22 protein-coding genes and 3 pseudogenes are annotated in these 24,207 nt (G+C 39.2%); 8 read left to right on the forward strand and 17 right to left on the reverse strand.

Features of this window, described 5'->3' with window-relative positions:
- Positions 1-8: 8 nt before the first annotated feature.
- The 5 genes from rimP to MHH90_RS08205 all read right to left on the reverse strand — a co-directional run bounded on the left by rimP (position 9) and on the right by MHH90_RS08205 (position 4,508).
- Positions 9-482, reverse strand: a complete 474-nt coding sequence (gene rimP / locus MHH90_RS08185) for a ribosome maturation factor RimP (RefSeq protein WP_011680755.1) — start codon at positions 480-482, stop codon at positions 9-11.
- A 140-nt stretch (positions 483-622) separates the two neighbouring features.
- On the reverse strand, positions 623-1,849 hold the full coding sequence (gene lytR / locus MHH90_RS08190; protein ID WP_023909411.1) for a glycopolymer--peptidoglycan transferase LytR: 1,227 nt from the start codon (positions 1,847-1,849) through the stop codon (positions 623-625).
- Between the two features lie 8 nt (positions 1,850-1,857).
- Positions 1,858-2,379: a GNAT family N-acetyltransferase gene (locus tag MHH90_RS08195; RefSeq protein ID WP_011680754.1), complete on the reverse strand. Its 522-nt coding sequence runs from the start codon at positions 2,377-2,379 to the stop codon at positions 1,858-1,860.
- A complete protein-coding gene (gene tsaE / locus MHH90_RS08200) occupies positions 2,372-2,815 on the reverse strand; it encodes a tRNA (adenosine(37)-N6)-threonylcarbamoyltransferase complex ATPase subunit type 1 TsaE (RefSeq protein ID WP_002949675.1) in 444 nt (147 codons plus the stop codon). The genes MHH90_RS08195 and tsaE overlap by 8 nt, the downstream gene beginning before the upstream one ends.
- Before the next feature lie 271 nt (positions 2,816-3,086).
- Positions 3,087-4,508, reverse strand: a complete 1,422-nt coding sequence (locus MHH90_RS08205; protein ID WP_014621163.1) for an NCS2 family permease — start codon at positions 4,506-4,508, stop codon at positions 3,087-3,089.
- Positions 4,509-4,716: 208 nt separating this feature from the next.
- Between MHH90_RS08205 and MHH90_RS08210 the strand changes: the two genes are divergently transcribed.
- Complete coding sequence (locus MHH90_RS08210) at positions 4,717-5,529, forward strand: Cof-type HAD-IIB family hydrolase (RefSeq protein ID WP_011680752.1); 813 nt, start codon at positions 4,717-4,719, stop codon at positions 5,527-5,529.
- Between the two features lie 44 nt (positions 5,530-5,573).
- Here MHH90_RS08210 and MHH90_RS08215 read toward each other — a convergent pair whose 3' ends face one another.
- Positions 5,574-6,305: a cyclase family protein gene (locus MHH90_RS08215; protein WP_011225491.1), complete on the reverse strand. Its 732-nt coding sequence runs from the start codon at positions 6,303-6,305 to the stop codon at positions 5,574-5,576.
- Positions 6,306-6,681: 376 nt separating this feature from the next.
- Between MHH90_RS08215 and MHH90_RS08220 the strand changes: the two genes are divergently transcribed.
- The 5 genes from MHH90_RS08220 to serS all read left to right on the forward strand — a co-directional run bounded on the left by MHH90_RS08220 (position 6,682) and on the right by serS (position 11,434).
- Entirely contained in the window at positions 6,682-7,674 is a 993-nt protein-coding gene (locus MHH90_RS08220) for a PTS sugar transporter subunit IIB (RefSeq protein WP_014607982.1), read from the forward strand.
- Between the two features lie 67 nt (positions 7,675-7,741).
- Positions 7,742-8,569, forward strand: coding sequence for a PTS mannose/fructose/sorbose transporter subunit IIC (locus tag MHH90_RS08225; RefSeq protein ID WP_014621162.1), 828 nt, complete (start codon positions 7,742-7,744; stop codon positions 8,567-8,569).
- A gap of 14 nt (positions 8,570-8,583) precedes the next feature.
- Positions 8,584-9,495, forward strand: a complete 912-nt coding sequence (locus tag MHH90_RS08230; RefSeq protein WP_014607980.1) for a PTS system mannose/fructose/sorbose family transporter subunit IID — start codon at positions 8,584-8,586, stop codon at positions 9,493-9,495.
- A gap of 78 nt (positions 9,496-9,573) precedes the next feature.
- Positions 9,574-9,948: a DUF956 family protein gene (locus tag MHH90_RS08235; RefSeq protein ID WP_340725881.1), complete on the forward strand. Its 375-nt coding sequence runs from the start codon at positions 9,574-9,576 to the stop codon at positions 9,946-9,948.
- Positions 9,949-10,156: 208 nt separating this feature from the next.
- The gene (serS, locus tag MHH90_RS08240; protein ID WP_340725882.1) at positions 10,157-11,434 is read left to right on the forward strand and encodes a serine--tRNA ligase; all 1,278 of its coding nucleotides are present in this window, start codon (positions 10,157-10,159) and stop codon (positions 11,432-11,434) included.
- A gap of 317 nt (positions 11,435-11,751) precedes the next feature.
- Here serS and MHH90_RS08245 read toward each other — a convergent pair whose 3' ends face one another.
- Together MHH90_RS08245 and MHH90_RS08250 are read right to left on the reverse strand one after the other, a co-directional pair.
- The gene (locus MHH90_RS08245; RefSeq protein ID WP_340725732.1) at positions 11,752-12,927 is read right to left on the reverse strand and encodes an IS256-like element IS1191 family transposase; all 1,176 of its coding nucleotides are present in this window, start codon (positions 12,925-12,927) and stop codon (positions 11,752-11,754) included.
- Positions 12,928-13,326: 399 nt separating this feature from the next.
- Positions 13,327-13,501 (reverse strand): annotated as a pseudogene (locus MHH90_RS08250) (HlyD family efflux transporter periplasmic adaptor subunit); the annotation flags it as partial.
- A 196-nt stretch (positions 13,502-13,697) separates the two neighbouring features.
- On the opposite strand from MHH90_RS08250, the pseudogene MHH90_RS08255 reads away from it, so the two are divergent.
- Positions 13,698-14,821, forward strand: a pseudogene (locus MHH90_RS08255) (IS3 family transposase).
- A 9-nt stretch (positions 14,822-14,830) separates the two neighbouring features.
- On the opposite strand, the gene MHH90_RS08260 reads toward MHH90_RS08255, so the two are convergent.
- The 9 genes and pseudogenes from MHH90_RS08260 to MHH90_RS08300 all read right to left on the reverse strand — a co-directional run bounded on the left by MHH90_RS08260 (position 14,831) and on the right by MHH90_RS08300 (position 23,128).
- Positions 14,831-15,325: an isochorismatase family protein gene (locus tag MHH90_RS08260; protein WP_445330289.1), complete on the reverse strand. Its 495-nt coding sequence runs from the start codon at positions 15,323-15,325 to the stop codon at positions 14,831-14,833.
- 87 nt (positions 15,326-15,412) lie between these two features.
- Positions 15,413-16,072 (reverse strand): annotated as a pseudogene (locus tag MHH90_RS08265) (HI_0552 family protein).
- Positions 16,073-16,135: 63 nt separating this feature from the next.
- The gene (der, locus tag MHH90_RS08270) at positions 16,136-17,446 is read right to left on the reverse strand and encodes a ribosome biogenesis GTPase Der (protein WP_011680741.1); all 1,311 of its coding nucleotides are present in this window, start codon (positions 17,444-17,446) and stop codon (positions 16,136-16,138) included.
- 105 nt (positions 17,447-17,551) lie between these two features.
- The gene (dnaI, locus tag MHH90_RS08275; protein WP_011680740.1) at positions 17,552-18,454 is read right to left on the reverse strand and encodes a primosomal protein DnaI; all 903 of its coding nucleotides are present in this window, start codon (positions 18,452-18,454) and stop codon (positions 17,552-17,554) included.
- 3 nt (positions 18,455-18,457) lie between these two features.
- The gene (locus MHH90_RS08280) at positions 18,458-19,633 is read right to left on the reverse strand and encodes a DnaD domain protein (protein WP_180474498.1); all 1,176 of its coding nucleotides are present in this window, start codon (positions 19,631-19,633) and stop codon (positions 18,458-18,460) included.
- Positions 19,630-20,109, reverse strand: coding sequence for a transcriptional regulator NrdR (gene nrdR, locus MHH90_RS08285; protein ID WP_002949642.1), 480 nt, complete (start codon positions 20,107-20,109; stop codon positions 19,630-19,632). Before nrdR ends, MHH90_RS08280 begins: the two co-directional genes overlap by 4 nt.
- 122 nt (positions 20,110-20,231) lie before the next feature.
- A complete protein-coding gene (locus MHH90_RS08290; protein WP_084828485.1) occupies positions 20,232-21,749 on the reverse strand; it encodes a HAMP domain-containing sensor histidine kinase in 1,518 nt (505 codons plus the stop codon).
- Entirely contained in the window at positions 21,746-22,435 is a 690-nt protein-coding gene (locus tag MHH90_RS08295) for a response regulator transcription factor (protein WP_084828484.1), read from the reverse strand. The genes MHH90_RS08290 and MHH90_RS08295 overlap by 4 nt, the downstream gene beginning before the upstream one ends.
- A gap of 156 nt (positions 22,436-22,591) precedes the next feature.
- On the reverse strand, positions 22,592-23,128 hold the full coding sequence (locus MHH90_RS08300) for a DUF177 domain-containing protein (protein ID WP_084828483.1): 537 nt from the start codon (positions 23,126-23,128) through the stop codon (positions 22,592-22,594).
- 296 nt (positions 23,129-23,424) lie between these two features.
- On the opposite strand from MHH90_RS08300, the gene rsmG reads away from it, so the two are divergent.
- Positions 23,425-24,138, forward strand: coding sequence for a 16S rRNA (guanine(527)-N(7))-methyltransferase RsmG (gene rsmG / locus MHH90_RS08305; protein ID WP_064355625.1), 714 nt, complete (start codon positions 23,425-23,427; stop codon positions 24,136-24,138).
- The last annotated feature ends 69 nt before the right edge of the window (positions 24,139-24,207 follow it).

Raw genomic sequence — 24,207 nt, forward strand, 5'->3', positions numbered from 1 at the left:
TAAGAGTTTTAGAGTTTGACTGCCAAACGAGCTTTAGCAACTGTTTGATAGGGAATCTCAACAGTCTTATGGCGAGTCTTATCAAGATAATCAATTGTTAGAGTTTCGCCATCGAAGGCCAACAAGTCGCCTTGGAAAATCTTGATTTTATCAATAGCCTTGTAAAGGCTAACATTGATATACTGACCAACAGCATTCTTCAAAGCTTCTTTAGTCTTCAAGGGACGCTCTAATCCAGGGCTAGACACTTCCAACATGTATTGATCCGGGAAAGGGTCAGGCTGAATAGTATCCAAGAGAGGGCTGATAATTTCAGTCAGGTCTGCAGTATCTTCTACAGTAATTCCACCTGGCTTATCAATCAAAACGGACAAAATATAGTCACTACCAATCTTTTCATACTCGATATCGACCAATTCGTAGGGATCAGGAATTGCTGGAGCTACGACAGCCGTCACGAGATCAATAATTTTTTGCGACATTATGACCTCCTTACACACACAAGAGACGAAGTTTCTACTCCGCCTCTCTTTCATTATTTCTTCATATTATAGCATAGCTTAAAAACTATTGCAAGTAATAATCATATGACAGCCAAAAGGCTGGGAATCTCTCAACAGTTCTATTGTGCTGCTGGAACCAAGTTATAAGTAGTTACACCTGAACCATTATAATTAATTGTAGGGGCAGTTGTAGCTTGGTCCTGAACATAATTACTAGTATTCTCAGTGTAGCTATTGCCGTAGGTGGTACCTCCATAGTAGGTACTTACTGATCCACCACCTGTTGCCTCAGATGGTCCAGCCTCATAACTTCCAGTAGAGTTAACGAAATCATCTGAAACATAGCTAGAAGTCGCAAAATCATTGAGTACCAAACTAGTCTTAAGTTTAGATTCAGAAACTCCCTTCTTGCCAACTTCCTTCTTAATACGGTTTTGGACCTTAAGAATATCCTCAGTTGAGGCTACTTGGTAGCTTCCACCATTGATCATTGCATCCGAACCAGCCAACTGGTAAGACTTGATATTTTTAAGGGCCTCACTATAACCCATCAAACCACGCAGAGTAGTGCTATCACCAAGATTGATACTTGTTTGTACATTCGAACTGACAGCAGACAAAATTTTCTTATAAGAACCTATCGAGTCCATCTTCAAGAGCTTAGCCACAATCTTTTGAATAACCTCACGTTGACGTTTTTGACGACCGTAATCACCATCGGGATCATCATAACGCATACGTGAATACACTAAGGCCTGTTCTCCATTGATTTTATGGGTTCCAGGCTCTACTTTCGCCTGAAATTCTGGTTCATTTTCTGCAATCGAAATTGGGAAATCAAAATGGTTCGTTACCTCGATACCACCAACGGCATCCACCAAATCAATCATACCATGCATATTAATCAGCGCATAGTAGTCAATATCAATATCTAAAACCTTTTGAATGGTTGAAATAGCTAAGTCAGCCCCACCCTCAGCATAGGCTGAGTTTAGTTTTGCTTCACCCGATCCCTCAACATCTGCCAAAAGGTCACGTTCCAAACTGGTCATGGTAGTTCTCTTAGTCTTAGGATTCACTGTTACCAAAATCATAGTATCAGAATTTCCTTCCCAGGTTTCCTTACGTCCTTTGGATCCTGTATCCACCCCCATCAAAAGAATAGTTATAGGCTTTGTCTGTTGAATAGCCTTACTATTCCCTGACGTTACCTTTGATACTCTAAAGGTTTTTGACAATTCTCCTGTAGCATAATTATAAGTTGTCGTTAGATAAATACCAGCAGCTACTACTGTGGTGGCAAGAATTGCCGACAACATCAATAAAATTTTTCGTCCAAGTTTCATGTTTTTTCCTAATCTATGAGTTTAGCCATCAGGTAAACATCTAGAAATTCTCCATTTTTAGTTCTGGCACCACGTTTCTTAGTGCCTTCAATATCAAATCCAAATTTTTGATAGAGATGTACCGCCCGTTCATTACGTGCTTGAACAGTCAACTCTAAGCGACGGATAGCAGGTGTATTGACTGCCCAGTCAATCATTGTTCCCATAAGAAACTGACCAATACCATTGCCCCAATAAGGTTTAGCAACCGCAATGAAAATATCACCGATGTGACTGGTCTTCGTGTCTTGATTAGAAGTAACATTACAAACACCAATAACCTCATGACCCAATTTTGCGACTAAGCAAATCTCATTTGGGACACTCTGACGGCTATCAATATAAGAGGCTAACTGTTCGCCATTCAGTACAGAGCTCCTATCATCCTGAGCCAAAAAATCTGACTCTAGAGTTACCGTCTCTAGTAATTGTGCTAAGGATACGGAATCCTCTCTTTGGGCTTCCTCAATGACTAATTCGTACTCAGCCATTTACCATCTCCTCCTGGATTTCTTTACTTCTAGGACCAAAAGATTCCAGAAGCAGTTGACGTCCATCACCATGATGAGTTATCGAAATTAAGAGATAGTCTCCCAGGAGACTTTCATCTAAGAGTTCTCCCCACTCAATAATCGTCACACCGTCACCGTATAGAAAATCATCTAAGTCAATAGAATCTGGATCATCACCAATACGATAAACATCTAAATGATATAGCGGCAAACGCCCCTCATATTCTCTAACAATAGTATAGGTTGGGCTCTTGATCATCTGTGAAACATCCAAACCTTTAGCAATTCCCTTAGTTAAAGTGGTTTTACCAGCTCCCAGATCACCTGATAGAACAATTATATCTCCAGAATTGAGCAATCGACCTAACTTTTGCCCTATACTAATCAATTCCTCTTCATTTTGACTGTAAATCATGTTTTCATTATATCAAAAAATAAAAATCTGGACTATAGTCCACTGTAAAAATCCATAAAAGCTTATAAATACTAAGATAGCAAGAATAATTTAGATATAACACCCTGTCTTAATTTAATACTTTTGTACATTAAATTAAACCTCCATAAAGTTAATATTTCTAACAAGATTTCAATCTTAACTTAAAACAGTCGTGAAAGTAAACCTCAAATCATCACTCGTAAAAAACTAAAAAAGCCTGACAAATGTACAGACTTTTAACTTTCAAGTTTTAGAACACAGCCATACTAATGAAGTTAAGGATAAACAAGATATCCAAAATCCACATAATAAAGTGGATATCCTTAGCTTGACCTTTGACGACTTTGACCAAAGTATAAGTAAGGAAACCAGCTGCGATACCATAGGTAATGCTATATGAGAATCCCATGAAAATAGAAGTGAAGAAGGCAGGAATAGCTTCAGACAAGTCTTCCCAATCAACACTCTTAAGGTTAGAGAGCATCATAACACCTACAATAATAAGGATAGGCGCTGTGGCAGCATTAGGAACGATTGATACCACTGGACTAAAGAAACTAGAGATGGCAAAGAGTACAGCAACCACAAGAGCTGTCAAACCAGTACGTCCACCAGCACCAATACCTGCTGCAGATTCAACGTAAGTTGTAACATTTGAAGTCCCTGCAATGGCACCAATACTTGTACCGACAAGGTCAGAGTAAAGAGCACGGTCAAGAGCTTTTGATTCGTTGTTATCACCTGTTGAAGCAATGATACCAACCTTCTCACCAGTACCAATCAAGGTACCGATAGTATCGAAGATATCAGTCAATGAAAAGGCAAGAATAGCCATAAAAACACCAGGCAAACGAGAAACATCTGCAAAGAGCAATCCCAATCCCTTAGATCCAAGCGCTGCACCAAAGATCTTACCAAGATCTTTAATAGATGATGTCAAGCTAGCTGCGTGCCAGTCAATGCTTCCAAGATCAACGACACCAGCAAAAATAGCAATGATAGTCGTTACAAGGATTGAAAGGAGAACACCTCCACGAATACCTTTAACAATAAAGAAAATCGCAATCGCAAGACCAATCAAACCTACAATTACAGTTGGGTTATTGAAGGCAACCAAACCTGGTGTAGCTGACGATGAAGCCGTAATTGAAGCCTTGGCCATATCAGCACCTTTACCTGCTACAGTATAGGTATGTGGATTAATTGAGAATTTCAAGAAACCAGCATTTTTAATCCCAACATAGGCAAGGAAAACACCGATACCTGCTGAAATAGCAGATTTAAGAGCTGTTGGGATAGACTCAATAATCATCTTACGTACTTTCGTTACCGTGATGATTAATGAAATAACACCACATAGAAAGACCATTGCTAAGGCCTCTTGCCAAGTGTAACCCAAAGAAAAAACCACTGTGTAGGTGAAGAAGGCATTAAGACCCATACCAGGCGCTTGGGCGTATGGTAGGTTAGCATAAAATGCCATCATCAACGTCCCTGCAACCGCACCAATAATTGTTGCTAAGAAAACACCTTGTGCAGGCATTCCTGTTTGGGCCAACATCGCTGGGTTAACAAAGAGGATGTAAGACATGGCAAAGAAAGTTGTCAATCCGGCAGTCACTTCTGTGCGGACGTCAGTACCATGTTCTTTCAATTTGAAAATCTTTTCCATGAAAGTTTAGACTCCTTAGTAAAAAATATTGTCAAAATCCGAATAATTTCGGAACATTCTCACGTAGAATGCAACATTACTATTCTACATAAAATTATTTGACTGTGCAAGGTTTATTTCCTGAGACTTTTCTTATGAAAACCCGAACGTTCTTAGAGAACTCTTTCTCAATCACCAACAAAGGATAGATTTTTGCTATAATAGGAACATGACAAAAAAATTGATTGTACTAGATCTTGATGGAACGCTCTTGCGCCCAGATGGAACTATTTCAGAATTCACACAAAAAACGATTAAAGATGTACAAAATAAAGGACACCAAGTTGTTATTGCTACAGGTCGTCCTTATCGTATGGCTATTGACCATTACAAAACACTAGGGTTAGAAACACCACTCATCACTTTTAATGGCTCCTTGACCAATCTTCCAGACCAAAACTGGGCCTATGAGCATTCGGTTAAATTAGACAAAAAATATCTGATTAACCTCTTACAACGACATGATGAGTTAGAGATGGATTTTCTGGCTAGTGAATACCGAAAACACTTCTATATCTCTATGAATCACCCAGAGCGTATTCAACCACAACTCTTTGGTGTTGATAAAATCATTGAGGCTATGCGTTTGGAACCAGCAAAAATTACACGCAACCCAAATGCTCTTCTTATGCAAACTCGTCACGAAGATAAGTACCAGCTAGCCGATGATATCAAGAAAGACTTCAAGGAAGAAATTGAAGTTGATTCTTGGGGTGGCCCACTTAATATTTTAGAGTTTTCACCTAAAGGTATTAACAAGGCTTATGCCCTAAACTACTTACTTAAGGTTATGCGCAAATCAACGGATGATTTGATTGCCTTTGGGGACGAACACAATGATACAGAGATGTTGGAACTTGCCAAGACTGGTTATGCCATGAAGAATGCTAGCTCTGTCCTTCTTCCCCACGCTAACGAACAAATTGAATGGACTAATGAGGAAGACGGCGTTGCTCGCAAACTTCAGGAACTACTTTTATAAACAAGAAAAGACACCGAAAATTTCTTCGGTGTCTTTTCTTCTGATTAAGGTAAAATAGCCACTGCACGCACTGGGGAACCTGTCGCCTTGTCCCAGTGTGGAAATGCAATTGAAATCAAAGCACCAACAGCTGGAACTTGATCCAATTGATTCAAGACTTCTACCTGATAAATGTCTTGTTCCAAGAGGTAGTATTCGTTAACCAAACCATGTTCTGCTGCTGGAATACCGGCATCTGTGTCAAAAGTCTCATGCCCCACTGCCTTGACATGACGCTCATGGATTAAGAATTCCAAAGCTTCGTGGCTCCAACCAGGACTTTGCTGAACACCATTCTCATCAAGGTTGCGCATGGCATCTTGATCTGGCCAACGCTTCGACCAATCACTACGAAAAGCAACAAAGGCTCCTTCTGTAATTTTTCCATGCTCTGCTTCAAAGTCTAAGATATCTTGTTTGCTCAAGATAAAGTTTGGATTCTCAGAGACTTCTTTAGACTTGTCGATAACATAGAGTGGCAAAAGGAGATCCTTGAGGGCAATCTCATCTAGCCAGCGACCTCCTTCGACAAAGTGAATAGGTGCATCAATATGAGTTCCGTATTGACCAACCACTGTAAATTTTTGAACATGGAAACCATCTTTTAAGGTAAAAAGGTCTTCTTGTTTCAAAGCAGGGAGGGCTGGAAAATGTGGACTTTCCGCATTAATTTTGTGGGTCAAGTCAACCCATTTTTTGGATTGCAATTCATTATAAATACTTAGTAAATCTGACATAAGGAGGTCCTCTTTTCTTATAGATTTAACCTTAAATAGTTAATTGAAGCAATTATAGCAGTTGTAACTACGCATTACAAGCATTTATCTGATTTCCCCTTAATCCCATTTCCTCTATTTAGATATAGCTTTAAGCTATATCTAAATTCTTTTATCTGAAAAGAAAGTATATTTGCAAGAATTTGATGTTTTTTTCAATTTTATGATACTTTTGTTACGAAACTATTGACAAACCAATGATAACGCTTTATAATTAGATTGTTCTAATTTTCAAGGGGCTAAAAAAATATTGTTGTCATTTTCATGTCATGAATGATAATATCAATAATCATTTTTCTATTCCTAAGAAGCAATATATAAAAGGAGGAGAACACGAATGGGTATCGGTATTATTATTGCCAGCCATGGTAAGTTCGCTGAAGGAATCCACCAATCAGGCTCTATGATTTTTGGGGACCAAGAGAAAGTTCAAGTTGTGACTTTCATGCCAAGTGAAGGTCCTGATGATTTGTACGCTCACTTCAACAACGCCATTGCACAATTCGATGTTGATGATGAAATTCTTGTTTTGGCTGACCTTTGGAGTGGTTCACCATTTAACCAAGCTAGTCGAATCGCTAGGGAAAACCCAGATCGCAAGATTGCTATCATCACAGGACTTAACTTGCCAATGCTAATCCAAGCATACACTGAACGTATGATGGATGCTAACGCTACTGTAGAGCAAGTTGCTGCTAATATCATCAAGGAAGCTAAGGCTGGTATCAAGGCACTTCCAGAGGCGCTAAATCCAGCTGAGGAAACAACTGCAGCTCCTGTAGAAGCTGCAGCACCTCAAGGAGCTATCCCTGAAGGAACAGTCATCGGAGATGGTAAACTCAAGATTAACTTGGCACGTTTGGACACACGTCTCTTGCATGGTCAAGTAGTAACTAACTGGGTACCTTATTCTAAAGCAGACCGTATTATTGTTGCTTCGGATGACGTTGCCAAAGATGAGCTTCGTAAGGAATTGATCAAACAGGCTGCACCAAACGGTATTAAAGTAAACGTTGTTCCGATTCAAAAATTAATTGATGCTTCTAAAGACCCACGTTTTGGAAATACACATGCGCTTGTCTTGTTCGAAACTGTTCAAGACGCGCTTCGTGCTATCGAAGGTGGCGTGCCAATAAAAGAACTTAACGTTGGTTCTATGGCTCACTCAACTGGTAAAACAATGGTTAACAACGTTTTGTCTATGGATAAAGATGATGTTGCTTGTTTTGAAAAATTACGTGACCTTGGCGTTGAATTTGACGTCCGTAAGGTTCCAAACGATTCTAAGAAAGACTTGTTTGAGCTTATCAAGAAAGCTAACGTTCAATAATCTTCATTCGGATAAATTAGTTGATAAATTCAACTAACGACAACTCAATAGAAAAGGAATTATAACCATGTCAGATATGTCAATTATTTCTGCGATTTTGGTCGTAGCTGTTGCCTTCCTTGCTGGTCTTGAAAGTATCCTTGACCAATTCCAATTCCACCAACCACTTGTTGCATGTACCCTCATCGGTGCTGCCACAGGTAACCTCACTGCAGGTATCATGCTTGGTGGTTCTCTTCAAATGATTACCCTTGCTTGGGCAAACATCGGTGCTGCCGTAGCTCCTGACGTTGCCCTTGCATCTGTTGCCGCTGCCATCATTTTGGTTAAAGGTGGTAAATTTACAGCTGAAGGTATCGGTGTTGCGATTGCAATAGCTATCCTGCTTGCAGTTGCAGGTCTCTTCCTAACTATGCCTGTTCGTACAGCATCTATTGCCTTTGTTCATGCTGCAGATAAAGCTGCAGAACACGGAAACATCGCTGGTGTTGAACGTGCATACTACCTCGCTCTCCTTCTTCAAGGTTTGCGTATTGCTGTGCCAGCAGCCCTTCTTCTTGCCATCCCGGCCCAATCTGTTCAACATGCCCTTGGCTTGATGCCTGACTGGCTCACCCATGGTTTGGTTGTCGGTGGTGGTATGGTCGTAGCCGTTGGTTACGCCATGATTATCAATATGATGGCTACTCGTGAAGTTTGGCCATTCTTCGCCATTGGTTTTGCTTTGGCAGCAATTAGCCAATTGACACTTATCGCTCTTAGTACCATTGGTGTTGCCATCGCCTTCATCTACCTCAACCTTTCTAAACAAGGTGGCGGAAATGGTGGCGGAAATGGTGGCGGAACTTCATCTGGTTCAGGCGACCCAATCGGCGATATCTTGGAAGACTACTAGGAAGGGGTGCTCTCATGGCTGAAAAAATTCAATTATCTCAAGCGGATCGTAAAAAGGTTTGGTGGCGCTCACAATTCTTGCAAGGTGCATGGAACTATGAACGTATGCAAAACTTGGGTTGGGCTTACTCACTCATTCCTGCTATCAAAAAACTTTATACTAACAAAGAGGACCAAGCCGCAGCTCTTAAACGTCACTTGGAATTCTTCAACACTCACCCTTACGTAGCTGCTCCTATCATAGGGGTTACCTTAGCTCTTGAAGAAGAAAAAGCTAATGGTACTGAAATCGAAGATGCGGCTATCCAAGGGGTTAAAATCGGTATGATGGGTCCACTTGCCGGTATCGGTGACCCTGTCTTCTGGTTCACAATTCGTCCAATTCTTGGTGCCCTTGGTGCATCATTGGCACAAGCTGGTAACATTGCTGGTCCACTTATCTTCTTCATTGGTTGGAACCTTATCCGCATGGCCTTCTTGTGGTACACTCAAGAACTTGGTTACAAAGCAGGTTCAGAAATCACTAAAGACATATCTGGTGGTATCTTGAAAGATATTACTAAAGGGGCATCAATACTTGGTATGTTCATCTTGGCCGTCCTCGTTGAACGTTGGGTATCTGTCGTCTTCACTGTAAAGCTTCCAGGTAAAGTTTTGCCTAAAGGTGCTTATATTGAATGGCCAAAAGGATATGTTACTGGTGACCAACTAAAAACTATCCTTGGTCAAGTCAACGATAAGCTTAGCTTTGATAAGATTCAAGTCGATACCCTACAAAAACAATTGGATTCATTAATTCCAGGTTTGACGGGACTTCTCCTTACTTTTGCATGTATGTGGTTGCTTAAGAAGAAAGTTTCACCAATCACAATCATCATCGGACTCTTTGTAGTTGGTATTGTTGCAAGCTTCTTCGGAATCATGTAAAAAGAGCAAGAGTTTAGCAAAGCTGAACTCTTTTCTTATGCTATAATAAAAATACTACAGTCAAAAAGAAAGATAGATATGGCACAATCATTAAACAAAACAGTTGAATTACATACAACGGGTGTTTCCTACATGGCTATCGGAGGAAAGGTCGGTAAATTTCTAATCGGAGATATGGCTCTTGAATTCTACCCAGATGTCAATGTCGAGCAATATATTCAAATCCCTTGGACCAGCATCACTCAAATTGGTGCAAATGTATCAGGAAAGAGGGTTAGTCGTCACTTTGAGATTCTAACAGACCAGAGCAAATTCCTCTTTGCCTCAAAAGATTCTGGGAAGATTCTAAAGATTGCTAGGGAACATCTTGGCAATGAAAAAGTTGTTAAATTACCTACTCTCATCCAAACCATAGGTGCTCGTATCAAAAGTTTATTTGCCAAAAAATCATAATTTTTGTATAATGTAAAGGACGGATAAGTAATAGCTAGACCTTTCCAGAAAGCCTGCGGTTGCTGTGAGCAGGTAGGGTTGACCTACGAAATTCTACCGTTTCTAATAATTAAAAACATAAACAAGTGCACTCCTGTGAAGTTGGATGGAACCGTGGCCCATGTCACTCCAACACTTTTACTGGGTGTTTTATTTTTTGGAGGAACTTATGTTAGATGTAAAACGTATTCGTAACGACTTTGATGCCCTTTCCGAAAAATTGGCTACACGTGGTGTCGTTGCTGAGACTTTAAATGAACTAAAAGAGCTTGATGTTAAACGCCGTGAGCTTCTTATCAAATCTGAAGAACTCAAAGCTCAACGTAATATCGCTTCAGATGATATTGCTCAAGCTAAGCGTAACAAAGAAGATGCTTCAGAACAAATTGCAGCCATGCAAAAAGTTTCTGCAGAGATTAAGGAAATTGATGCCGAACTTGCTGCTATCGATGAAAAGCTTAACACTATCATTGTGACACTTCCAAACATACCAAATGATTCTGTTCCAGTAGGTGCTGACGAAGATGAAAACGTAGAAGTTCGTCGTTGGGGAACACCTCGTGACTTTGATTTTGAAGTTAAAGCTCACTGGGATTTAGGGGAAGATATTGGTATTCTTGACTGGGAACGTGGTGCAAAAGTTACAGGTTCTCGTTTCCTTTTCTACAAAGGTCTCGGAGCAAGATTGGAACGTGCAATCTACAACTTCATGTTGGATGAGCACGCTAAAGAAGGTTACACTGAAATGATCACACCTTACATGGTTAACCACGACTCTATGTTTGGTACTGGTCAATATCCAAAATTCAAAGAAGACACTTTCGAACTTGATGGTACTGACTACGTCCTTATCCCAACAGCCGAAGTTCCTTTGACCAACTACTACCGAGGTGAGATTCTTGACGGTAAAGAATTGCCAATCTACTTCACAGCCTTGAGCCCTTCATTCCGTTCAGAAGCTGGTTCAGCAGGTCGGGACACACGTGGTTTGATTCGTCTTCACCAATTCCACAAGGTTGAAATGGTCAAATTCTCAAAACCTGAAGACTCTTATGATGAATTGGAAAAAATGGTAGTTAATGCTGAAAACATCCTTCAAAAACTTAACTTGCCATACCGTGTCATCACTTTGTGTACTGGCGACATGGGATTCTCAGCTGCGAAAACTTACGACTTGGAAGTTTGGATTCCAGCACAAAACACTTACCGCGAAATTTCTTCATGTTCAAACACAGAAGATTTCCAAGCTCGTCGTGCACAAATCCGTTACCGTGACGAAGCTGATGGCAAAGTAAAACTTCTTCACACTCTCAACGGTTCAGGGCTTGCTGTTGGACGCACAGTAGCCGCTATCCTTGAAAACTACCAAAATGAAGATGGTTCAGTAACTATCCCTGAAGTTCTTCGTCCTTACATGGGTGGTGCTGAAGTGATTTTACCAAAATAAATAAATGAGGTTGAGACAATTGTTCCGACCTCGTTTTTATTTTACTTTATACCAATGATGCAGTAGTAAACTGAACTTTTCGTCCACTTTCTAGCTCAGGAGAGACCAAGTTAACCTTGTGGGGCTGGTATTACGAAAGGGATACCTTTGGGTGCTAATTTAAAGTTCTCATTCAAAAAAGAACCTGACTCTAATATGATAAGTCAAGTTCCTCGTATATTTTTGGAGATATAACCCATTACATTTCAGATTATTATATCTGATAAAAAGATACTGTCAATAATTATGTGTAAACACTCAAGTAGAGTTGAAGAATGTTAATCAAATAAGCTTTCAAGTGTGTCAGCACATTGGCCAAACCCTTTATGGATGCGTTGATTTTGCTTGAAATTATAATCTTCAAACAGGGTAACTAAATAACGTTCCAGAGCCTCCTCGTTAGGAAAAAGAACCTTCTTTTTCGTTTGACGTTTGATTTCTTTGTTAAGAGACTCAATGAGGTTTGTCGAATAAATGCTATGCCAAATCTGGTAGGGAAACTGATAAAAAGTTAAAAGATTATCCGTATTCTCCAGACTTTCCATGACTTTCCTATACTTTGGTTTCCATTCGGCGATAAAGTTCTCTAAAATTTGCACTGCCATTTCTAAATTTTCAGCACGATAAATCGTTTTAAATTGCTCCAGAATAACCGCTCTATCTGCTCGTTTCACTTTACTAGCTAGATTTCGACTAATATGAATTAAGCAACGTTGTTGTTTAGCTAATGGGTAAGCCTGATTGATAATCTGTTCAAGCCCCTTGAAGCCATCGGTCACTACAAGAGAAACCTGTTGGATTCCTTGGTTTTGAAGCTTGTCTAACAGGGTGGACCAAGAAGCATTGTTTTCATTTGGGGCGATTTCATATCCAAGAACAGCCTTCTGTCCTTCTGGTGTAATGCCAAGTGCGATATGAATACATTCTTTACTAACGGTTCCACGTCTTAAGGGAAGATAGGTTCCGTCAAGAAATAAAACAGAGTAATTGGCTTCTAAGCTTCGCTCATGAAAAGTAGCGACATTCTCCTGAGTTGCTTTTGAGATATTAGAAATTGTGGCAGGACTATAGTGATGACCATACATTCGCTCGATGATATCACTAATTTCTCGAGTCGTTACACCGGTTTGATAGAGTTTGATAACCATCTCTTCCAAGTGGTCATCTCGACGTCCATAAGCGGGAAGCAAAGCTGGACTAAAGTTCCCATTACGATCTCTAGGAATACTCAACTGAACAGTCCCATATTTGGTTTCGAATTTCCGTGCATAGCTTCCGTTACGACTATTCCCAGAATTATAGCCTAATTTATCGTAAGGTTCATACCCTAAAAAGGCTGATAACTCTGCTTGAAGCAGATCATTCATTGCTGTTTCAAGAGAAGTACGGAAAAATTCATCAATATCTTGCTTTTGGGCTAGGAAGTTAAGTAGTTCTGTGGTAAACTGAGTCATAGGAATAAATCTCTTTCTAGTAATGTTTTGCAACTCTACTATAACGGATTTATTCCTTTTTGTGTTTACACAACTTATTTTACACTACCGATAAAAACACTAGTAAAATAAATATAAACTTATATAGTTTTACTACTTATGTATCATTATCATTTAGAAAATAGAAGGGAAATAAGTAACATTTCATATATACAGAACAATAGAAAAATTACGAAACAAATTATCTTTATCTCACCACTTTTACTCTTTATAGCTATAATCGGTAAGTATTACCATAAAGAAGAATGTATAGTAATCTAACTGATATATTATTTCCCCCTTTTATTTTAATTCCTGTAAATATACTTATTAGGAGTTCCAAAATGGACCTCCACCGCCAAATATTTACATTTTTACTAATCAAGGTGTCATCTTATATAACAGCTTATCTTTAAAATAGTTAAAATAAGTTTTTTCAGCAACAACTGTTACAGTTTTGCCCATCATACCATATTTTACAAGTTGTGCTTTTATAAAGACTTCCTTTTTTAGTTGCGGTTAATGAAGATTCTACGGTAGTAATTTTTCCTTTTATTCTTTCGAACAGTAATATTTCAGCACTTACAATTCATTATTTCTAACTTTTTCAAAGATTTTACCACAAGCATAAAATCCTTGAAGAAAATAGAAATATAATAAAATTTTTCTGGAATACCTAAAAAAGTAATGAGCAATATGAACTGCACCCCAAAAGTTAGATAGAAAAATCTAACTTTTGGGGTGTTTTTATTATGAAACTAACTTATGAAGATAAAGTTCAAATATATGAATTGAGAAAGCAAGGAGAAAGCTTTAAACGACTTTCAAAACGATTTGGTGTGGATGCTTCTGGATTAAGATATATGACGAGATTAATTGACCGTTATGGAATAAACATCATCAAAAAAGGAAAGAATCGTTATTATTCTCCTAAATTAAAACGAGAAATGATTGATAAAGTGCTACTTGAAGGTCGTTCACAAAAAAGTGTAAGTCTTGATTATTGTCTTCCAAGTGGTGGAATGTTGCCTAACTAGATAGCACAATATAAAAAAATGGGTATACAATTCTTGAGAAAAGAAGAGGCAGAGTACCTAAAATGGGGCGTAAACGTAAGAAAACTTGGGAAGAAATGACAGAACTAGAGCGACTCCAAGAGGAGAATGAACGCTTACGTACCGAGGTGGCCTACCTAAAAAAGTTAAAAGAGTTAGAGGAAAGGGACGAAGCCTTACAGCGAGAAAGGCAGAGACAATTAGAGAAATGGTTTCAGGAGGATTTCGACTAGATTTACTTCTTGAAACAGCACGTTTAGCTCGCTCGACTTACTATTATCAGTTGAAACAAACTAGATGGGCACGACAAAGATAAAGAGACTAAAGGCGAAATTCAAGAAATTTATTATGAGCATAAAGGAAATTATGGCTATCGCCGAATAACTCTGGAATTGAGGAATCGTGGTTTTGTAGTGAACCAGAAGAAGGTCCAACGTCTGATGAAGCTCCTTGGTTCAAGTTCCCAAATTCGTCGTAAACGCAAGTATTCTTCATACCAAGGAGAAGTTGGCAAGAAAGCAGATAACCTTAGTGACCAAGGTTGGCAATACCAACATCAGTATTAACATCAATTTCTAGAGGATAAAGGGATCCAGACGTCCATGTCACGTAAGGGAAATAGTCCAGACAATGGTATGATGGAGTCCTTCTTTGGCATTCTTAAGTCTGAGATATTTTATGGTTACGAGAAGACGTTTAACTCACTTGAGCAATTGGAACAAACTATTGTAGACTATATTGATTATTACAACAACAAACGCATTAAAGTAAAATTAAAAGGACTTAGTCCTGTGCAGTACAGAACTAAATCCTTTGGATAAATTATTTGTCTAATTTTTTGGGGTCAGTACAGAAGGCATAGAGCTCTTCATTATCATCCCCATGAACTCCTCTATTGTCATTACTTGAGCAAATTCATCGTGTAAGTATACTAGATTTATGGTATGCAGGACCTCTGGATCTATCAAATGACCATCTAAATTGGGTAGGGCAAAACTGGCCGTTGCATCTGAAATAAGTGACGTCTTAAACACTAAATTAGCCGCCATGCGAGTTGTGGTAGACACACAGTGTGGCAAGGTAAAGCCTGCAATAACTAACTTATCAATTCTTTTATCTCTTAAATAGCTCTCTAAATTCGTCCTAATGAAAGCACTATTAACTATCTTTTGGAAAACAGGTTCACTTGGGTATGGTTGAAAGCCATCTTTAAAATATTGACCTTGAGATTCGTGAAAACGTGATTGAGTATTCGTGTATACATGTTGAACATGAAGTACTGGCCAATACCCTTTCTCTAAAAAAATTAAGCAATTTTTGGGAATTCACTTCAAGCTGAGGGTTATTACGTTCTCCCCATGAACTATTATCAAAGGCCCTTTGCATATCAATCATTAATAATCCTTGCATTTTTATTCTCCTCTTTTACACCAATCTTCCAACAACTTATTTGCATCCTGACAACTATCAAAATAAGGAGTTATCAGTTGAAAGCCTTCCATTAGTTGATCTAGTAAGTTATCCCTAGTCAAGCTATCCGTCACAGGGACATCATATTTAACCAAGACCTTTCGAACACGACCAGCTTTGACTGCTTCTTTGAGCATCTGACGATTCGCTTCAGTCCCTTCCACACGAAGACTGACACCATCTTCCCATCTTATTGAGCAAGATAGTAAAGTGGAAAAGTAATCGGTAAGTCTTAGGACCTTATATTGCTTCGCTAGAGTAGTATCAGATTTTTTCCGTTCGACAAAGCTCATTTCAACTGATATTCCCCAATCTTCAGCTTAACCGTATAGTCGAATCGCCATAGCAACATCATCTAAACTGCTCCTCAGGAGCTCTGTAATAGCACCAGAAATGTGGACGGCATACTTTTTGACACGATCCATTTTCATGGGGTCTAGACGCTCCTCTAGAGCTTTTGATAAGAAACTGTATTTCCCTTATGAGCAGCTTGTCCCAAAGTTTTGAGAGCTTCCATATCAAACCTGATGTGGCTCCGCCTTCTCAGGTTTGATATACTTAACTCCTTGTTTGGATAAATAAGTTTGAACATTTTCTAACATCGTTTTCTCCTTACAATACCAAAAGACCAACCCGTAAAGATTCTATTCTGGTTGGTCTCTTTTTTATTTACGTTTACGAGCAATCAAGTGGATTGGTGTTCCCTCAAAGCCAAAGGCCTGACGAATTTGATTTTCCAAGAAACGCATGTATGAGAAGTGCATAAGCTCTTCTTCATTGACAAAGATAACAAATGTTGGTGGTTTAACCGAAACTTGTGTCCCGTAGAAAATCTTAAGGCGTTTCCCTTTGTCAGTTGGTGTTGGGTTGATGGCGATGGCATCCATGATAACATCATTCAAGACAGCCGATGAAATACGACGGTTTTGACTCTCACTGATGCGTTTGATCATCTCTGGTAACTTGTTAAGACGTTGTTTCGTCTTAGCCGATACAAAGACAATTGGGGCATAGCTCAAGAATTGGAACTGATCACGGATATCTGCTTCCCAGTTGGCAACGGTGTGGTTGTCCTTCTTAATCGTATCCCATTTGTTAACTACGATGATAATCCCTTTACCAGCTTCATGGGCAAAACCAGCAATACGCTTGTCATACTCACGGATACCTTCTTCGGCATTGATAACCATAAGGACAACATCAGAACGATCAATGGCACGCATAGAACGCATAACAGAGTATTTTTCTGTATTTTCATATACCTTACCAGATTTACGCATACCAGCGGTGTCAATCATAGTATACTCTTGACCTTCACTGTCCACAAAGTTTGTGTCAATGGCATCACGAGTCGTACCAGCAATAGGACTCGCAATCACTCGGTCCTCGCCTAAAATGGCGTTAATCAAACTTGATTTTCCGACGTTTGGACGCCCAATCAAACTGAAACGAATGATATCTGGATTTTCTTCTTCGACTTCTGTTGGAAGATTTTCAACGATAGCATCGAGAACGTCCCCCGTACCAATACCATGAACAGATGAAACTGGATATGGATCGCCAAGCCCAAGAGAATAGAAATCATAGATATCTGCACGCATTTCAGGGTTATCCACTTTATTTACCGCCAAGATAACTGGCTTGTTTGTCTTATAGAGAATACGGGCAACGTACTCATCCGCATCTGTCACGCCTTCCTTACCTGAAACGACAAAGACAATAACGTCTGCTTCAGTCATGGCAATGCCAGCTTGGTGCTTAATCTGTTCCATGAATGGGGCATCGACATCATCGATACCACCTGTATCAATCAAGCTAAACTGACGATTAAGCCACTCAGCAGAGGTATAAATACGATCACGTGTTACCCCTTCAACGTCTTCGACGATAGAGATACGTTCACCCGCAATTCGGTTAAATAGGGTCGACTTCCCAACATTTGGGCGACCCACGATAGCAACTGTAGGTAATGTCATATATTTAAGTCCCTGATTAAATTAGGGATTCCTTTCTTCATTTAGCAATCTAACTTCCAACAAGGAAAGCAAACACGCTTGTTCTTTATCATTATTAGAATCACCTTAACGGCGATTAACACCTCTCAAGTGAACCTCTTTAGCTAGAAAACGAATACGTTCCATCACACGTTTGGCCTGCCAAGTCTCGTCTCCCTGACGTCCATTTGATAGCTTAGCTTCTAAGTCTGCAAAACTATAGTTGGATGTGAAGAAGGTCGGTAGCTCCTCAATCATGCGATACTGGAGAATGACTTGCAAAACATCGTCCCTAATCCAAGAAGAGAATTGCTCTGCACCAATATCATCTAAAACTAGAACTTCTGCTTCTTTGACAGCATCAATTTGTTCCTTCACAGAGCCGTCCTTGATCCCATTTTTAACATCAATAGTAAAAGATGGGTAATGAATAATGGTCGTAGCAACCTTCTTCGTCTCTGAAAGTTCGTGGGCCATAGCAGCCAACATGAATGATTTCCCAACCCCCATATCTCCGTAGATATAGAGGCCTTTCTGGTCTGGACTAGGGTAATTAGCTACAAAATCAACAAGTGTCTCAAAGGTATCAACACGAGCGACATCATCTAGTGCAATATCAGCAAAGGTAATCTTGCGATAGGACTGAGGCAAGCTCACCAAGTTAATCCGCTTAGAAATAGCCTGTTGTTCTTGTTGCTCCTTAAGCTGACGCGTTTCCTTATAGGTTACGTCAGCGTAGCCTTCATTCATGGTCAGAATCGGCTCATACCCTTTGGCAATGTAGCTGACATCACCTTCTTTGACCTTACGGCATTCCACCAAGAATTGATTAAACTTTGGAAGACTACGCTTGATTTCGTCCTGGCTTAAGCCATGTTCTTGAATAAAGTCAGCCACTCTTGGATCCGCCAAGATTTGCTTGGTCAAATCTGTTGCATTACCAGACCCATGATATCCTGTTCGGTTCAAGGTTTGTCCAACTCTTTCCATAGGCTACTCCTTTCCTTTTTCTAGTTTGGCCAAAGCACGGCGTCTAATTTCGTCTAACTTGGCTTGGTCGGCCTGACTGGTTTGATTATCGTAATCAGGATCACTCCAGCTAGGTACATTTGTTTTCTTCTTAGAATCATCTTTTGCCCGCTGTGATTTTTTGTCGTAACCACTACGCAAAGCCAAAAGCCCTTGTTCAGCAGTAACAATCTTCTTAAAGTCAAAATCGTTGGCAACTTTAGAGATATACTCTCGATTCACATTTGTTGAACGTGTCCGTCCCAAACTGTAGGCAACCATGAGATTAATGACCTCATCCATAAAGCCTCTTTGTGCCAAGTCTGTGAGAATTTTTTTCTCAGAATTAGTCACAGTCCCGCCTGGACCCTTAGCACTCTGTAAGTAATCAACAGGTTTTCCAGATTTAACAGCTTTAAGAATCTTTTTCTCTGTCTCCGTCAATGCAGAATCACCACCCAATTTTTGAGCTTGAGCTTGCTCTAATTGCACTTGCATACGCTTAACAATAATCCGGTGGTTCACGGCTGTCTTTTTTGACAAGAGATAGGTATCATACCAATTCATGTCATAGGTTTCAGACAACTTATAGATTTCTGGAACATCTGTCTTTTCATCTGTAAATACAAGTCCATCAGCCTGCATACGATTCCTAAAACTGATTAAATCAAATGAATTTTTAGGCTTAATTTCAGAAACAGACTTTTGAGCCAAACGCTCATCAGTAAAAACATCCGAAAAACGTTTAGATAAGTCTTGTAAACCATGTAAACTCGTCGGTTTTAAAGCATCCACTGCTGGCTCACCAATTTTTTGCTCTAGAAGTGAACTATAAACCGCATGTTTTAGAAACTGCTCGATAGATAGGGGAGACTTAAGCTCCACAACATAAATTCCCTGAGGAGAATGATAGAAAGCCAACAAGTCTACCGCTGTCAGGACCGCCAGGGATTCCTGAAGAGGCTGCATACCAAAGTTAAGATGATTCAGAATAGTAGCAAATTTATGACGATGATTACCATTATCATAGAAAGCCACAAAATACTGATAGAGTGCGTATCCCTCACCCCCAATAATGGGATAATAACAACGCATCAAACTTGCCTGATCGGGAACGATAACCTGATTGCCAACATAGACAAATTCGTCAATAGGTCTCATTTTTTAGACTCTTTTTTCGCACGGACAGTCTTGGTGATTTCTTGAAGCAATTCTTCAATCTCATCAACATCTTTGAAAGAACGGTAGACACTAGCAAAACGGACATAGGTAATTTCATCAAGATCTGCTAGTTCTTTCATGACTAAATTCCCAATGACCTCACTATCAACCTCTCCATCATGGTTACGGCGAATGTTTTGCTCTATACGGGTGATGGCATTTTCAATATCCTCACTTGAAACTGGACGCTTCTGAGCACTCATCAAGATACCATTGAAAATCTTATCGCGAGAGAATTGTTCACGAGTACCATCTTTTTTGACAACTAAAAGTGGAACTTCTTCCACACGCTCAAATGTAGTAAAACGGGCATGACAAGCATCACACTCTCGACGACGACGAATGGTATTTCCATCCTCTGCCTGACGGCTATCGATAACATTAGATTTATTATGTTGACATTTTGGACAACGCATGCACTTCACCACCAATCTTCGAAATTCAGTACTCTATTTTACCATAAAAACACATAAAAAGCACGCCCTTAACGAGACGTGCTCATTGATTGAGAGTTAGTATAAATCTCTTGTAAATTGACTTAACCTTCAATTTGAGGTGTCGTAGTTTCTGACTCTGCAAAAGGAATGTAGAGGTCAAAACGTGTACCCACACCAAGTTCTGAACTGACATCGATATGGCATCGATAAGCTTCCACAATTTGATAGAGGATTGATAAACCAATACCCACACCAGATTGGGTTGTCGTACGATTACGCGCCTTATCTGAACGATAGAAGCGTTCAAATATATGTTCAATATCTTCTTTAGAGATACCCTCACCATTATCCTGTACCTGTACCAGCATCTCATCTTCCAGAGCCTTGATAGTAACCTGGATTTTCTTATTAACAGGCGAATACTTGACCGCATTATCAATCAAAATAGTAATAACCTGTTCAAAGTGCTGGCTGTAAATCTGTGCTGGACGATCTGAACCCTCAGAATCATTGAGGTAGAATTGGTAGTCGTCATGTAGGACACGGAAATTCCCAATAACCGTACGGATTGAAGAATTCAAATCACATGTATCATTTCTATGATTGTCAAATGACCCTTTAACACGAATAGAATCCAACATATCGTTAATCATAATCGTCATACGGTTGGCTTCGTGACTTGCAGCTTCAAGACTTTCTTCAAGGATTTCAGGATCATTTTTACCCCAACGTTGCAAGAGGTCCATATGTCCTTTAATAACTGCAATGGGAGTACGTAATTCGTGACTGACGTCACTCAAGAAACGCATCTGCATCTGATTATTTTCTTGAATTTTATCCATCATACAGTTAAAGTTAAGTGCCAAAGCACCAATCTCATCATGACTCTCAATCTTAGATCGAAGCTCCAAATCACTTGGCGAATCGATAATAATACCCATTGTTTCGTGTAACTGCCTCATCGGACGAAGAATAGATGTCAAGACAACTACAATTACTGCAATAACTAAGACCGTCATTCCTACTTCAAGGAATATCAATAGGAAAATTAAACGCTCTTTTAACGCATAGTAGAATTTCAAATCATGGAAAACTTGAGCATACCCAACAATGGTCTTCTTATCCTTGCCATAGATTGGAACTTGTAGTAAGAAACCACGTTTACCTTTATAGGAAACCAACTTCAGTTTATTGACCTCAGACATGCCTGGAGGTGAGTCTGTATCCTCCTCAGAAGTAAAGATAAAAGTTCCCTTTTTGTCATAAACATAGACAGACTGGTTGGAATATAATCTATTAGAAACCGCAACTTGACCATCTAAGGAACGCTTTTCAGAAAGCACTCCATTAATGATTGATGGATAGATATTTTTCGGTGAATAAAAGGCCGCTAAAAGCGGCTCTGGACTCAACTCTTCATCAGAGTCCCAGTCCTTTTCGATATAAGTAACAACTTTTGAGATTGTATTATTTACATTTTGACGTTCACGTTGCAAAAGAAGCGTATTGGCTGAAAATACAACAACCAGAGTGAACATCGACAATACAAGAAAGAAGACCACAGCAGTTGTCATGGTCAACTTTTTTCTAATGGTTACTTTACCAAATAATTTACTCATCTTTCACGGATAACGTAACCCATCCCTCGTACTGTTTGAATGTATGATTCCTTACCTGGAATGTCGATTTTCCCACGTAAGTAACGAATATAAACATCTACAACGTTTGTTTCAATTACGTCATCATATTTCCAGACTTGAAGCAAGAGTTCCTCACGGGTCATTACTTGGTTCATATTGCTTAAAAGTGTGTTCAACAAATCAAACTCACGTTTTGTCAATGGAATTACCTCATCACCGCGAACAACTGCACGGTTTTGAACATCCAATTTTAAATCGCGATAGGTTGACGCTTTAGCTGGTACCTTCTTAGTAGCTTCGATATCTTGACGACGGAAGGTTGCACGAATACGTGCCAACAGTTCTTCAATCGCAAATGGTTTTATAATATAGTCATCAGCTCCACGATCCAAACCAGCAACAATATCCATGATTGAGTCGCGAGCTGTCATCATCATAATATAAGTATCTTTTTCTTGTTGGAGACGACGTGTCACTTCGAAACCGTCCATCTCAGGCAACATAAGGTCCAAGAGAATCAGATCGAAATCTTTCTCAAGTGCCATTTCAAGTCCTTCGCGTCCGTTGTCCGCTGTCACAACGTCGTATCCTTCGTGTTGAAGTTCAAGAGAGACAAAACGAGCAAGGTTTCTCTCATCTTCAACAATCAAAATGCGTTTGCTCATAATAAGTATTTACCCTCTTTGTATAAAAAATTTTTTGGCTTCCATTTCCTCAAAAAGTATTTAGGTTTAGCCAATGAATACATCCGAAAATTAGCTTATAATGACAGAATAATACAGATTTTTAAAATTGTCAAACATTTTTAGTTTGTTTTTGAATTAATTGTCATCAAATAGTCCATTCAATTGAGCAAAAGGATTACTTGCCTCTTTCTCCCCTTGTTTAAGAGCTGCAAAATCCTCTTCTGACAAGACTTCCCAGTCATTACCTGAGAGCGAAGTTTGTCCTGATTTCTCTTCAGGTGTCAGCACTCTCAAAGGAATATTAAGAAGAATATTATCTAAAATACTCTCATTAAGGTCAATAGTATCGTCATTCAAGATAAGAACTAGATTTTCCTCGACTAATTCCTTTTGAAGAGCAGCATCCGCCTCTTGTATAAAGGTTTCCGAGACTAGGTAATTGAACCCAAGTGTCGCAGGCTCAAGTGAACGACTAGATGGCAAAGTAATATCATAGCTAAGTTGATAATCTAAGAGATATAAGCCATTATCATAGACTACTTGACCACTTGCTTGAAGTTGTTCAAGATTTAAAACTTGGTCATAGCGTTCTTTAATTGACTCCAACAAAGAAGGTGCTTCATTAAAGGCTAGCCCTTCTGGAGACTTTCTAACTTCTGAAAGATAAATCATTTTCAATCCTCAAATTAAATTTTCCCATAGGAATCTATTTTCAATCCATAAGACCATAATCCCCTATATTCACTTTTCATTAAAGCGAGTAATTATGATTTTAGACTTAATTAACATTATATCAGATTTTTTAAAAAAAATAACAGCTTTAATATTACATAATTTTAAACTTATGAGGTTTTTAGTAGCTTATTAAAAACTGGTTCTTACCTAATCTTAAACAATCTTTTCCATTAGATGAAAGGGATTAATTATGGTAAAATAGGGGCATTGAAACTAGATAAAAGGATTGTAAAATGACACCTGAAGATTTTTACATGGCTTTGAAAGAACTAGGGTTCGATCTTAGCCAAAAACAAAAAGACCAATTCCAACGCTACTTTGAGCTTTTGGTAGAATGGAATGAGAAAATCAACCTTACTGCAATTACAGACAAAGATGAGGTTTTCCTCAAACATTTCTATGATTCTTTGGCTCCTGTTCTTCAAGGGCATATTAAAAATCAAAGTATTCGACTTCTGGATATCGGTGCTGGAGCTGGATTTCCAAGTCTCCCTATTAAAATTCTTTGTCCTAATCTTGATGTGACAATCATTGATTCTCTTAATAAACGCATCACTTTCCTTAACTTCTTGTCTGATGAACTTGGACTTAGCGGTGTTCACTTCTATCACGGACGTGCTGAAGATTTTGGACAAGATAAGGCCTTCCGTGCTCAATTTGATATTGTTACTGCCCGTGCCGTTGCACGTATGCAAATTCTCTCAGAATTAACTATTCCTTTCTTAAAGGTCGGAGGTCAACTTATTGCACTTAAGGCTGCCGCAGCTGACCAAGAGCTAGTCGATGCTAGAAATGCTTTGAACGTTCTTTTTGCTAAACCTATTCTCAACGAAAACTACAAGCTGCCAAATGGTGATGGTCGTAATATTACCATTATCGATAAGAAAAAAGAAACCCCAAACAAGTACCCACGTCGTGCTGGGATTCCTAATAAGAAACCACTATAACGTTTATCCAAGAATGTTTTCTTACTCCTAGGATTCTTATTTCTCCTTATGATAACTCGGAGGTTCTCA

Source organism: Streptococcus sp. FSL E2-3488 (assembly GCF_038003585.1).
GTDB lineage: Bacteria > Bacillota > Bacilli > Lactobacillales > Streptococcaceae > Streptococcus > Streptococcus thermophilus.

Coding starts and splice junctions, on each gene's coding strand:
- MHH90_RS08205 (WP_014621163.1), bottom strand. CDS start 4,508: ATGGAAAAGATTTTCAAATTGAAAGAACATGGTACTGACGTCCGCACA.
- MHH90_RS08290 (WP_084828485.1), bottom strand. CDS start 21,749: ATGAGTAAATTATTTGGTAAAGTAACCATTAGAAAAAAGTTGACCATG.
- rsmG (WP_064355625.1), top strand. CDS start 23,425: ATGACACCTGAAGATTTTTACATGGCTTTGAAAGAACTAGGGTTCGAT.
- dnaI (WP_011680740.1), bottom strand. CDS start 18,454: ATGGAAAGAGTTGGACAAACCTTGAACCGAACAGGATATCATGGGTCT.
- nrdR (WP_002949642.1), bottom strand. CDS start 20,109: ATGCGTTGTCCAAAATGTCAACATAATAAATCTAATGTTATCGATAGC.
- MHH90_RS08245 (WP_340725732.1), bottom strand. CDS start 12,927: ATGACTCAGTTTACCACAGAACTACTTAACTTCCTAGCCCAAAAGCAA.
- MHH90_RS08295 (WP_084828484.1), bottom strand. CDS start 22,435: ATGAGCAAACGCATTTTGATTGTTGAAGATGAGAGAAACCTTGCTCGT.
- MHH90_RS08280 (WP_180474498.1), bottom strand. CDS start 19,633: ATGAGACCTATTGACGAATTTGTCTATGTTGGCAATCAGGTTATCGTT.
- MHH90_RS08215 (WP_011225491.1), bottom strand. CDS start 6,305: ATGTCAGATTTACTAAGTATTTATAATGAATTGCAATCCAAAAAATGG.
- MHH90_RS08230 (WP_014607980.1), top strand. CDS start 8,584: ATGGCTGAAAAAATTCAATTATCTCAAGCGGATCGTAAAAAGGTTTGG.
- MHH90_RS08210 (WP_011680752.1), top strand. CDS start 4,717: ATGACAAAAAAATTGATTGTACTAGATCTTGATGGAACGCTCTTGCGC.
- tsaE (WP_002949675.1), bottom strand. CDS start 2,815: ATGATTTACAGTCAAAATGAAGAGGAATTGATTAGTATAGGGCAAAAG.
- MHH90_RS08300 (WP_084828483.1), bottom strand. CDS start 23,128: ATGATTTATCTTTCAGAAGTTAGAAAGTCTCCAGAAGGGCTAGCCTTT.
- MHH90_RS08235 (WP_340725881.1), top strand. CDS start 9,574: ATGGCACAATCATTAAACAAAACAGTTGAATTACATACAACGGGTGTT.
- MHH90_RS08195 (WP_011680754.1), bottom strand. CDS start 2,379: ATGGCTGAGTACGAATTAGTCATTGAGGAAGCCCAAAGAGAGGATTCC.
- der (WP_011680741.1), bottom strand. CDS start 17,446: ATGACATTACCTACAGTTGCTATCGTGGGTCGCCCAAATGTTGGGAAG.
- MHH90_RS08220 (WP_014607982.1), top strand. CDS start 6,682: ATGGGTATCGGTATTATTATTGCCAGCCATGGTAAGTTCGCTGAAGGA.
- lytR (WP_023909411.1), bottom strand. CDS start 1,849: ATGAAACTTGGACGAAAAATTTTATTGATGTTGTCGGCAATTCTTGCC.
- rimP (WP_011680755.1), bottom strand. CDS start 482: ATGTCGCAAAAAATTATTGATCTCGTGACGGCTGTCGTAGCTCCAGCA.
- MHH90_RS08225 (WP_014621162.1), top strand. CDS start 7,742: ATGTCAGATATGTCAATTATTTCTGCGATTTTGGTCGTAGCTGTTGCC.
- serS (WP_340725882.1), top strand. CDS start 10,157: ATGTTAGATGTAAAACGTATTCGTAACGACTTTGATGCCCTTTCCGAA.